This is a genomic window from Candidatus Magnetominusculus dajiuhuensis (assembly GCF_046044395.1).
Classification (GTDB): Bacteria; Nitrospirota; Thermodesulfovibrionia; order Thermodesulfovibrionales; family Magnetobacteriaceae; genus Magnetominusculus; species Magnetominusculus dajiuhuensis.
The window spans coordinates 1-11,393 of record NZ_JBJUSG010000118.1; the positions used below are offsets into that span (position 1 = coordinate 1).

Annotated in this window: 9 protein-coding genes; 1 reads left to right on the plus strand and 8 read right to left on the minus strand. The window is 47.2% G+C overall.

The window, feature by feature from the left end; genetic code table 11:
* Nucleotides 1-333 precede the first annotated feature (333 nt).
* From AB7D94_RS13845 to AB7D94_RS13875, 7 genes are all read right to left on the minus strand, one after another.
* Entirely contained in the window at nucleotides 334-789 is a 456-nt protein-coding gene (locus tag AB7D94_RS13845) for a hypothetical protein (RefSeq protein WP_420266514.1), read from the minus strand.
* A gap of 16 nt (nucleotides 790-805) precedes the next feature.
* Nucleotides 806-1,984: a BON domain-containing protein gene (locus tag AB7D94_RS13850; RefSeq protein ID WP_420266516.1), complete on the minus strand. Its 1,179-nt coding sequence runs from the start codon at nucleotides 1,982-1,984 to the stop codon at nucleotides 806-808.
* 143 nt (nucleotides 1,985-2,127) lie between these two features.
* Nucleotides 2,128-3,381 (minus strand): glycerate kinase type-2 family protein, encoded by a 1,254-nt coding sequence (locus AB7D94_RS13855; RefSeq protein WP_420266517.1) that lies wholly within the window; start codon nucleotides 3,379-3,381, stop codon nucleotides 2,128-2,130.
* A complete protein-coding gene (locus AB7D94_RS13860; RefSeq protein ID WP_420266518.1) occupies nucleotides 3,378-4,796 on the minus strand; it encodes a tetratricopeptide repeat protein in 1,419 nt (472 codons plus the stop codon). Before AB7D94_RS13860 ends, AB7D94_RS13855 begins: the two co-directional genes overlap by 4 nt.
* 15 nt (nucleotides 4,797-4,811) lie before the next feature.
* Nucleotides 4,812-6,158, minus strand: a complete 1,347-nt coding sequence (locus AB7D94_RS13865) for an ATP-binding protein (protein WP_420266519.1) — start codon at nucleotides 6,156-6,158, stop codon at nucleotides 4,812-4,814.
* A gap of 4 nt (nucleotides 6,159-6,162) precedes the next feature.
* On the minus strand, nucleotides 6,163-6,627 hold the full coding sequence (locus AB7D94_RS13870; RefSeq protein WP_420266520.1) for a chemotaxis protein CheW: 465 nt from the start codon (nucleotides 6,625-6,627) through the stop codon (nucleotides 6,163-6,165).
* 213 nt (nucleotides 6,628-6,840) lie between these two features.
* Entirely contained in the window at nucleotides 6,841-7,404 is a 564-nt protein-coding gene (locus AB7D94_RS13875) for a hypothetical protein (protein WP_420266521.1), read from the minus strand.
* 189 nt (nucleotides 7,405-7,593) lie between these two features.
* On the opposite strand from AB7D94_RS13875, the gene AB7D94_RS13880 reads away from it, so the two are divergent.
* Complete coding sequence (locus AB7D94_RS13880) at nucleotides 7,594-10,677, plus strand: efflux RND transporter permease subunit (protein WP_420266523.1); 3,084 nt, start codon at nucleotides 7,594-7,596, stop codon at nucleotides 10,675-10,677.
* Between the two features lie 95 nt (nucleotides 10,678-10,772).
* Here the strand turns inward: AB7D94_RS13880 and AB7D94_RS13885 are convergent, their stop codons facing one another.
* Complete coding sequence (locus AB7D94_RS13885) at nucleotides 10,773-11,252, minus strand: DUF5618 family protein (RefSeq protein WP_420266524.1); 480 nt, start codon at nucleotides 11,250-11,252, stop codon at nucleotides 10,773-10,775.
* Between the last annotated feature and the right edge of the window lie 141 nt (nucleotides 11,253-11,393).

An 11,393-nucleotide genomic window follows, 5' to 3' on the forward strand; every position in this document is an offset into this window, starting at 1 on the left:
GATAGGGGGTACTCTTGCCGGTAACCCAGCGGGTGTAGTTATTTAGACGCTTACCAATAACTGGACGCCTTTGAGACTGATACCTTCCCTTTCTTCATCATCATGAACCTCCTTGTTTCGGCCCATTATGACACCTGCTACTTCCCCTGTAAAGATGGGGTTTTCTTGACGCTTACTCTACTACTGCTAAATATTGGTAAAAAGGAGGAGAAAAGGACTAAGGACTTGGGACGTTACACCCGCCCCCTTTGGGGGTTGGACTATGAAAAATATGAGGACTTACTGTAACTTAAAAAAGGCAATTTTTTGTCTTGACAAATTGGTCCACTATAATCATTTACCCTTCTTTTTAATAGTCAGCGTATCCTCTATCGTTTTTGTTTGCGTGGGTGTGGAAAGTATGGTCTGAATGGTGTAGTCGCCTTTTTCTATATCCATTGGAAGGGTGAATTTAATCATAGATTTGTGGGAACCCTCCGCACGAATGATCTTTTTGCGTGATAACTCCATTCGATCCGTACCCATTATTAAAGTTCTGACCTCTGTAACTTCCACCAGGCTTTTATTTTTAGGCAGACGCAGCAGATACTCTACCGAGATTTCTATGGTTGACCCCGGAAAGGCCGCTTGAGGCTTCAGTGTGTAGGATTCTACTTTTATGGTTTCGGTATCTAACTGCTCTACCTGTTCCTCCTGCGTAGGCTGGACAACACCTCTCGGCTTCGCACATCCGGCTAATAAAACCATCGCTGACGCTGCTATAATCAATAATCTAAAAAAACTCCCCATCACTAAGTCCTCCTTTTTACGGTTCGACAACAAAAACCTTGTCCCTTATTTTACTAACACCCTTTGTATGTTTTGCTGTATCGAATGCCTTGCCTTTATCTTTCGTGCTTGATACTGTTCCCTTTAGCGTGACTTCAAGGCCTTCGTTGACCTCTGCGGTGACTTTTGTAAGGCCGATGCCCTTGAGGGCCTTGTTGATAGTCGCTTCAAGCGTATGCGGGTCAGACGGGGGCGATACAACCGCCTGAGGTGGCAGTTGCTTCTGTATTGGCTCAGCCGTTGGGTTAGGAGTTGGGTTAGGAGTTAACGGCGGTTGAGCCGAAGGCTGGGACGACGGGGTGGGGGCAGGCGTGGGAGCGGCGGCAGTGGCTTCGGGCGACGGAGGGGGAGTTGCCGGATGTGCCATTGCTGACAGTGCCTTAAGCGCGGCAGGGGGCTGGGCAGTAGAGGCATCCACATGGAGGTTATCCCTAATGTCTTTCACGTCCTTGTTTGCCTTCACGATGGACAGCACCTTGTTCCTGTCATACTCACTGGGCACCGTCCCTATTATGGATGCCGCAAGGGCGGTGTTAACGCTTACCACAACGCCGGGAAACCCCTGGCTATTCAATGAATTGTTGATTGTCTTTTCAAGTTCTTCAGGTTTTGGAACCACCTGTGAGACGACTATGTTATTTTCCACCTTGATTATTTTCGGAATTTTTTTGACAATAAGCTCTGCGAATGTCTTTTCGTGCATATCCTTCGCCGTGCCGGTTAACTTAGCCGTTTTGCTGAGGTCTACCCTCACTGATACCTCCTTCAGCCCTGCGTTTGCCAGGGCGTCGGCGGCCTGTTTCTCAAGCAGGTAGTTCTGAGGCTTGAATATGTGGTATCCCACAACGGCAGACCCCACAAGACAGGCAATGGCTATGAATATCCACATAAAAAACCTCAACACGCCGTGTTTCTTCTTTTTCGTAGCCGTTTCTATTTCCTCCTCAAGCTCATCATCATATTCGCCAGAGATGTCCTCTCTGTCCATCAAATCAAACGAATAGCCATCATTTATACAATACCGCGCGCTGACCGGATTGACCGTACCACAATTCGGGCACGCCTTGGCCCCGACAAAGGGCATAGCCTTCACGCCGCATACGGGGCATTTTGCTGCGTCTTTCGGTATGTTATTTTTGCATCTATAACAAATCATGCGTATTACCTTCGTTATGCAGCACTATGGGAATTTTACAATTTTACCCCGAATATTTACAATTTATTCTTTAGTCTTTTATAAATATATTTTTTATCGCCAACAAGGCCACCCGCGGCGATGGCAGGGGATGCCAAGATTGCTCAGGCAGCCCCGGCACATAACAGCAACTGGATGTCCATCACGTTCGTACCAGTTGGGCCGGGCTTAAACAGTCCACCGGCGCGTTCAAAATATGTGTATGAATCGTTGTTTGCCAGATACTCCCGCGCGTCCAGCCCCACTGCCAGGCCTCGTGCAGTCGTAGCGCTATCAACTATCGCACCCGCGGCGTCAGTCGGGCCGTCTGTGCCGTCCGTCCCCGCGCTCAACAGGGTTAACCCCGGCTTCCCTTCGATCTCAACCGCGAATCTGAGGGCGAGTTCCATGTTCCTGCCGCCCCTGCCCGTACCCGTTACCGCGACGGTCGTCTCACCTCCAGAGATTAATAATTTTTCATTCGGCGTAATCTCCCCCGATAACCATTTTGCCGCCGCCTTAACGTCGCCAGCGAGGTTGTCTGTGATAATTGCGGCGTCAAGGCCGAGCTGCCGCGCCCGCGCCAATGCCGCGTTGAGGGCCTGACTGTTGTCGGCGATTATTATATTTTCATTTCCCGGATTAACCGGCCTCCGCGCCGCGCCCTTATTAATAGCTTTGATGACGTTTGGCGATAATTTACTCATCAAACCGTATTTATTTAACACCTCAATAGCCTCGCGGGCACCCGTTGTATTGGCCGTCGTCGGGCCGGAGGCGATTACATCAAGGTGGTTTCCAGTCACGTCTGATATGATAAGCGACAATATTTTCGCCGGATAGGCGAGGGCGGCAAATCCTCCGCCTTTCACCTTTGAGAGCTGTTTTCTGACGGCATTTAATTCATTAATATCGCAGCCTGATTTAAGCAGCGCCTCTGTAATCGCCTGTTTCTCAGCGAGGCTGACCCCGACGGGTGGGCTGACAAACAGCGCCGAGCCCCCGCCCGATATCAGGCACAGGATAAGCGTATCTGCCGCGGCGTCCCTGACGAGTTTTATGATTTCAGCGGTACCCCTGACGCCGTTTTCGTCGGGGACGGGATGACCGGCCTCAAAAATTCTAATCTTACCCGCAATGCTGGCTTCGCTATGGCCATATTTGGTAACGGCAACGCCGCCGGTAATAATATCATCAAGACGCTCAGAGGCCGCAAGCGCCATCCCATAAGCCCCCTTGCCAAACCCCACAACATACAGCCGTCGAAATCTCCCATCAGAATAAACCTGTCGAATATAATCAATATAATTCAAGACACACTGATAAGCAGAACACGCCCCGACCGCGGTGTTATAAATATTGATAAGGCAATCGTTCATTGAGGGTTGGGTTTCTGTATTAAATTGATGTTATCTTGAATCGTCTTCACCTGTGGGTGATCATCGCCAAAAACACCTCGGCTTATTGAAAGCGCCTTTTCGTAATACTCAAGCGCCTTCTTTGATTCCCCTAAGTTACTCCACGCATACCCTATGTTCCCATATACGGTTGCAACATTTGGATGATTCTCTCCATATACTTTTAAATTAATTTCAAGTGCCTTCTCGTAATACTCAAGCGCCTTCTTTGATTCCCCCATTTTATACCACGCCGAACCTATATTGTTATAATTAACTGCAACATTTGGATGATTCTCTCCATATACTTTTAAATTAATTTCAAGTGCCTTCTCGTGATACTCCAGCGCCTTCTTTAATTCCCCAATACGATTCCACGCATTCCCTATATTGCTATATCCTGTTGCAACTTCCGGATGATTCTCTCCATATACTTTTAAATATATTTCCAGCGCTTTCTCCAAACACTCAATAGCCTTCTTTGAGTTCCCCATCCCATCCCACACCGACCCTACATTGTTATATGTGCTTGCAATATTTGGATGATTTGCCCCATATACTTTTAAAGCTATTTTCAGCGCCTTTTCGTAATACTCTATCGCCTTTTTTGATTCCCCAATGTTTATCCATGCCAATCCTATATTGTTATAGTCTTCCGCAACGGACTGATGTTCCTCCCCGTACATATCTACATCAATTTTAAGCGCTCGTTCAAAGTAATCCATTCCTTTTACCAGACCTTCGCTAGTGCCAAGATGACGGCTTAAACTTCCAAGCTCCTTATAGAGCTGCGAAAGAAGCCTGCCTTCCAAATCAGAGGGCGGCGATGCTAAGAATTTCTCAAGCTCGTCAATACGGGCAAGCCTTCGGTCACGTGGCATCGCTCTTAAATAATCATATCCTTCATCGGCGAGAAGACTGGTCGGAGTCTTTTCTTTTTCTATCATAAACGTCAATACGGCAGACCTCCATGACCACATATCGGGGACGGTTGTCATGAACGAATATATTCCAAGCTCTGTCATCCACAAAAAAAGCGATGCCTTGCAGCCATCGGCTATACTTTCTCTGTGATAGTTAAACCCAAGCACCATTCTATCGCCCTCGTCCATTTTCAGCCAAGTGTCAAGGTCAATGACATGTATAACGTTATAGGTCTTGCTTAATTCCGCAATCTTTAACTCGAAGTCATAAAAATTGGGGAATTCCGTGCGGCTTACCTCAAGAACAACCGACTTTACACCAAAGCCGTTGATTTCGTCTATGATGATGCGTCTGAACTGCGGGTCGTTAAACTCTGCTATGACAAGCCTAAAACCACCGGCGGCCTGCAACAGCCTCTCAGTACGACGGAGTTCTTCTTTGTGGATTGGCGTTAATTCACGAGAATCAGCCACTTGGTATAATACCGTCTAATATATCCCTGAAACTCTTTTATAACCTTCCAGAAGTCTTACAACCGGATGTGATTTCCAGAAATAATTGTTATACTCAAACAATGCCAGATTAAAAAGGAGAAATTCTACTTTCTCTGAACCCATATCTACAGCAATTCCATTATCTATATCGGCCAATATTCTAAAATATGTCGAGTCCTTAAAGGCAAACATTCTCTTATATTCGGTCGCCAGACTATCAATACCATTGTTTAACGCTTCCTCTGTGAATTTATCCTCGGCAAATAAATAGGCATTTTTCAATATGCGCATTAACTCCCTTGGGGAGCCTCCTGAATATTCGATTATTTTATCAATAGTGCCAGGATTTTCAAACGTCCCGGGTCTTTCAAAGAGACTTCTGTCCGCCCTTCGTAATACTATTTCCCTCATTACCTCATAGCCGTCTCTGAGTTTTGTCCCGTCCCTATCTGTAATCTTTATCATGGGTAATATGAAATACTCAAATCTCTGCTGCACTTGATTATTGGAGTAGATAAGATGAATCGGTGCGCCGTATAAGAAATTAGCCCTGATGGCTTTTAACTGATTGGCATCCTCTATGAAAAAACTCTCGCTATCCTTGCCCGATAGTTTATCAGTCCCGTCAACAATAAATAATACTTTATCTGCCAAGCCCTTATTTTTGGTCTCCCTTTCCACTGCGGTTATCAATTGGTGAAACGAATTGGCAAATTCGGTGACATGATTTTTAATCACCCGCCTTAGTTCTTCTTTGTATGTCGTGCCCATCTTGAGCGAATTCGTTAACTTTCCAAAAATTTCCGCTAAAAGTGGAATCCCCATTGTTGCCTTTAGACCGGCCTTTAATTCCACGGCAAAACTCTTCGTTGTCTCACTTGTTGCAATTTTCTGATCAAACCACGATTGCAGGTTTGTCAGGAAAACAGAATTTATCTCAATATCATCATTTTTTAAGTTTTCACACAATCTGCCTGCGAGGGCCACCAGCAAATCAGGATACTGGAGATTATTTGTATCCAGCTCCAGCGCCACATCTACAAATACTACATAAAACAATCCACTTCTGCTGAACTTTTCCCCAAGTTTCCTCAATTCAGTACTCTTTCCGCAGCCTATGTGCCCGCAAAATAACGTATGTCCGCTTTCTGGTAGTGAAACGTTTGAAATGTCTGATGAGTCTGTCAGCTCAAATCCCATTTTCTTGAAAAGCTGATTGTAGTTTACGACCCCTCTGCCCTTTTCGGTATCAACATAACGCGGGTCATTAAACTCCAGGGGCTGACTGAAATCCAGTTGTCTGGCCGCTTCGGCTATTTTCTTTGGCGGTGTGTACATCATACCCCTAAAACAGCGAGCCGACTGATGTTCTGTCGAGCATTTTATCTATGTCCAGCAGGATTATCAGCCTGTCATTTAGTTTTGCTATGCCGTAGATGAACTCCGTGTCTATGTTTGATGACATGGGCGGCGTGGATTCCACTATGTCTGACGACACGCGCAGCACCTCAGAGACCGCATCCACTATCAGGCCGATTGTTACCCCCTGTAAGTCAACTATCATCACCCTTGAACTTTCGTCGCTGGCCCTGTCTTCTATCTCGAATTTCTTCCTCAGGCTCACTACCGGGATTACCTTTCCCCTTAGATTTACCACACCCTCCACAAACGGCGGCGCATTTGGCACAATCGTTATATCGGTCATCCGGTTAATCTCCTGCACCCTTAGTATGTCTATGGCATACTCCTCCGTCCCCAGCGTGAATGTCACCAACTGCAATACATTATCGGTTACGGCAAATGCCTCCATATCTCAACGCCTCCCTATATTATTTTCGGTAACATCCAAATCCCTTGGGCTATAACCACCGCGTTTATACTAACATATAAAGGCCGGAGAATTAAAGAAGAAAAACGGTATAGTCTTATTGATGCAGGATAATAAAAAAAACCATCAGCAGACGTACACGCAAGCGCCCGATGATGGGTCACCGTCAATAAAACACTTATAATTTGAGCAACACTATTTCCAGTTGACACCCAACGGATACCACATGCCGGAATAAGCATAATACATCGTGCCGCTTGAGGCGGCGTAAATCCCCGTACCGTTTACAAAGGCTAAGACATAATACGAGCCACCCGCGTCAGTTCCCATCTGTATGTTCCCTGTAGGGGTGCCATAAAATGTGGGGTTAGTAGCGTACACCGCCTGAATCATCGCGGTAGCCAACACTAAGCTGGTCTTCCAGATAACCCCCAAAGGGACAGCAGTGCTGCCATTGAGGAAATACATATAACCGTCTGACCATGCCAGCAGCGCCAGTCCACTTGAAAACCACTGGGCATAGTAGGGATTGCCGTCTGTACTGTACCCTGATTGCAAGCCTCCGGACGCCATGCCGGTTATCCCGCCGTATTCTGAGTAGAGCAGGCTTATCATATTTGACGCGTCAGTGGCGTCATCAGCATACGCCGGTATCCCTATCAGCACTACACACAACAAGAATAACCCACACAACAAACTCTTTCCAGCCACCGAAGACACCGCTGTCCGCGCCACCGGACTGCCCTTTCCTACAACCATACTTTACCCTCCTGAATTAATATATTCTGACTAATTTTCAGATACTCAATAGCCTTAGACACAGGGGTACCGAAAAAGGTTTAGTTGTTTTTTTAAATCAGTTCGTCCTTGACTATCTCCAATGGAGGCATTATAATACCGCCTTAATGTTAGAATCTCAAGTTGTATTGAAAGCCGGGGTTTAAGGGTATGAACCTTTCTGAAATCTGGATAAAGCGGCCAGTGATGACAACGCTTGTCATGTGTACGCTGCTGTTTTTCGGCATAGCCGGCTATAAGAAACTCCCCGTTAATAGTCTGCCTACGGTTGATTTTCCTACGATTCAGGTTACCGTAAACTTCCCCGGTGCAAACGCCGAGACGATGGCCTCCACTGTGGCCACACCTCTGGAGAGGCAGTTTACCCAGATAGCCGGCCTTGAGCAGATGGTCTCGTCAAGTTCCACAGGAAAAACCAATATCACACTTCAGTTTTCCCTCGACAGGAGTATTGACGCCGCCGCTCAGGACGTCAATTCATACATAACGGCGGCTGCCCCGTACCTCCCTTCGACGCTTCCCTATCCTCCCACTTATAAAAAAGTGAACCCCGCCGACAATCCCGTAGTTTATATCGCCGTATCCTCTGATACCCTTCGCATGTCTGACGTTGACGAATACGCGGAGACATTTATCTCTGAACATATATCAATGCTCTCCGGCGTCTCACAGGTACTCGTCTATGGTGCCCAGAAATTTGCCGTCAGGGTACGCGTAAACCCCTCCAAACTTGTCTCCTACGGAGTTGGCCTCGACGAGGTCAAAAACGCCATTAACACTGGCAATGTCAATCTCCCAAACGGCATCATTGACAGTAGCTACCAACAATATTCGATACAATCCAACGGCCAGCTCTTTAACGCCGCCGGTTATCTGCCGCTTATCGTTGCATACCGCAATGGTGCCCCCGTCAGGATACGAGACATCGGCACGGCCGAAGACGATGTCGAAAACAACAGGACCGCCGCGTGGTTTAAGACGAAGGAAAAGTCTGACCGCTCTATCGTAATCGTCGTAAAACGCCAGCCCGGCTCAAACACCGTCGAGGTGGCTGACAGCATTATGGCACTTATCCCCAAGCTCAAGTCCCAGCTTCCCCAAGCACTCAGCATGAAGGTCTTTTACAATCAGGCCGACTATATAAGGGAATCCGCCAGTGACGTTCAATATACGCTTATTTTTACTATCTTTCTGGTTGTCCTGATAATCTATTTGTTTCTCCGGTCAGCCGCGGCCACAGTAATTCCCGGCATAGCCGTGCCGCTTTCCATAATAGGCACTTTTTGCGTCATGTATGTACTGAACTATAGCCTGAACAACCTGACGCTTATGGCGTTGACACTTTCGGCGGGATTTGTCGTGGATGACGCCGTGGTTGTGCTTGAGAATATTTTTCGGCGTATGGAACACGGCGAGACGGCTATGGAAGCCGCCTTTGACGGCTCCAGAGAGATCAGCTTTACCGTGTTGTCTATGACCGTGTCCCTTGTGGTCGTCTTTATTCCCATCATGTTTATGTCAGGTATCATCGGCAGACTGTTCAGGGAGTTTGCCGTAAGTATAGGCGTTGCAATCCTCGTGTCGGGGGTTATTTCCCTTACGCTTACGCCTATGCTGTGCAGCAGATTTCTTCGCCACGGTGGAGAAACGCACACCTCCGGTAATAGTTATTACGAAAAGGCCTTCGACTTTATCTTACGAATCTATGGTGCCGCTTTAAGAATAGTCCTCAAACATCGCTATACCATGCTCTTACTTACGTCAATCGTAATGGCGGCCACCGTCTTTTTATTTATTTATATAAGGAAGGGGTTTATTCCCGGCGAAGACCAGAACTACTTCAGGGGGGTTACGATGGCCTCAGAGAGTATCTCCTTCAAGGACATGGTACGACACCAGCAGACCATCTCCGAGATCGCAAAAACAGAGCCGGAGGTCATAAGTCTCATCTCCGTGGTCGCCCCTATGAGCCTCCCCGGCGCCAACACCGGCATATTGTTCGTCACCCTGTCTGACAGCAAGTACCGCAAGCGCACCGTTGACCAGATAATAACCGCCATGCGACCAAAACTCAACTCGGTAATCGGTCTCAGGGCATTCCTTCAGAACCCTCCGGTTATAACCATCGGCGGACAAGTCACCAGCGCCCTCTATCAGTTTACCCTGCAGTCTATTGACCTTGCGGAGTTATTCAAATACGGCGATATATTGACGCAGAAAGTTCGCACGATTGACGGCCTTACCGATGTCTCCAACGATATTATGCTGAACAGCCCACGCGTAAATGTTGCCGTTGACAGGGACAAGGCCTCTGCCCTTGGCCTTACATTAAACGCCATCCAGGAGACCCTGTACTCGGCCTACGGCACCAGACAGGTATCAACAATTTATACCGACATAAATCAGTACCAGGTTATCCTTGAAGTAGAGCCGAGATTCCAGCTTGACCCCGCGGCTCTTTCACTGCTATACGTGCGCTCATCAGACGGCAAAATGGTTCCATTAAACACCGTGGCGAAGGTTACAATGGTATCAGGCCCGCTGGTCGTAAACCACACGGCGCAACTGCCCTCGGCAACTATCTCCTTTAACCTGCACGGCAATAAGTCCATTGGAGAGGCCGTTGATGAAATCACAAAAATCGCTAAGGAGACCCTGCCTGCGTCCGTTACGACGAGCTTTCAGGGGTCGGCTCAGGAATTCCAGAAATCAATTGCAAGCATGGGCATACTCCTGGTTATTACGATATTGATAATATATGTCGTGCTGGGGATACTTTATGAGAGTTTTATACATCCGATAACCATCCTGACCTCGCTTCCCCTTGCGGGGTTTGGGGCGTTGGGCACGCTGATGTTGTTTAACATGGAACTTGACGTGTATGCCTTTGTAGGGGTTATCATGCTTGTTGGCCTTGTGAAGAAAAACGGCATCATGATGGTTGACTTTGCCCTTCAACTGGAGCGTGAAAATGGGGAAAGCCCTGTTGATTCGATTTACCATGCCTGTATGATAAGGTTTCGTCCGATTATGATGACAACAATGGCGGCACTGTTTGGAACGCTTCCCATAGCGCTGGGGATTGGGGCGGGAGGCGACGCCCGAAGGCCACTTGGAGTGGCGGTAATTGGTGGATTGTTTTTCTCCCAGATGCTGACCTTGTTCGTCACGCCGGTGTTTTATGTCTATATGGATAAGTTTAACAGATGGCTTACAAAGGCCCCAAAACATTAATTTTCTATCATTAACACCGATTGTCTATTTTTTCTTCAGGTGAGTTCCACTGGCTCGTGTCACAATGAAAATCGTAGGGTTTCTGGTGCAAGTTGTTAGGGCAGGAGCTTCCTGATAAAGTCCTCTGTGCCTTTGATTTCGACTTTAACCGTTGCTACACGTGTAATTAAGCCTCTATAGTATCCTGCTATGTGTAAAGTTTCATACAATCTGTCAAATTCCCTTACGAGCTTACCGTTATTTACGGACAGGTGCTTTTTTATGGCCGCCATATAACCGTCAACTGACTTAGGCAATTCTTTACGGGTAAGACCCTTCTTTATCAGAGCTTCGTTAATGGCTTCGAGTATAGCAAGGTACGCCGTGCCGAACGCTTTACGGACGGGCTTTTTGTCAAGGTAGATATTGTCCTCAATGGCGGTGGCTTTTAACAGACCGTTGGCGTTTTCAAGGTACCGGTACGCGCCACCTTCTGTATGTGTCTTAGACGGCTTCACTATTCCCATGCTTAATTGTCCGCTTTCCATGATGTCCGTGTCAATACTCTGTGCTGCAGGGCTGCAGGGCAACCGCATTAGAAATTGCCTACCTTATTTTTGTCACCGCCCTTATTTTTGTCATTCCGGCTTGTCCAGAATCTGTCCTTATTCCTCAGAATATTCACAATCATCATGAAACTCCCACTAAAGGGAAGATTCCGGACAACAGACTGTGTC

What these genes read in the sequence shown, in the direction of transcription:
- AB7D94_RS13845 (WP_420266514.1), bottom strand. Translation starts at nt 789, where the DNA reads ATGGGGAGTTTTTTTAGATTATTGATTATAGCAGCGTCAGCGATGGTT.
- AB7D94_RS13850 (WP_420266516.1), bottom strand. Translation starts at nt 1,984, where the DNA reads ATGATTTGTTATAGATGCAAAAATAACATACCGAAAGACGCAGCAAAA.
- AB7D94_RS13855 (WP_420266517.1), bottom strand. Translation starts at nt 3,381, where the DNA reads ATGAACGATTGCCTTATCAATATTTATAACACCGCGGTCGGGGCGTGT.
- AB7D94_RS13865 (WP_420266519.1), bottom strand. Translation starts at nt 6,158, where the DNA reads ATGATGTACACACCGCCAAAGAAAATAGCCGAAGCGGCCAGACAACTG.
- AB7D94_RS13870 (WP_420266520.1), bottom strand. Translation starts at nt 6,627, where the DNA reads ATGGAGGCATTTGCCGTAACCGATAATGTATTGCAGTTGGTGACATTC.
- AB7D94_RS13875 (WP_420266521.1), bottom strand. Translation starts at nt 7,404, where the DNA reads ATGGTTGTAGGAAAGGGCAGTCCGGTGGCGCGGACAGCGGTGTCTTCG.
- AB7D94_RS13880 (WP_420266523.1), top strand. Translation starts at nt 7,594, where the DNA reads ATGAACCTTTCTGAAATCTGGATAAAGCGGCCAGTGATGACAACGCTT.
- AB7D94_RS13885 (WP_420266524.1), bottom strand. Translation starts at nt 11,252, where the DNA reads ATGCGGTTGCCCTGCAGCCCTGCAGCACAGAGTATTGACACGGACATC.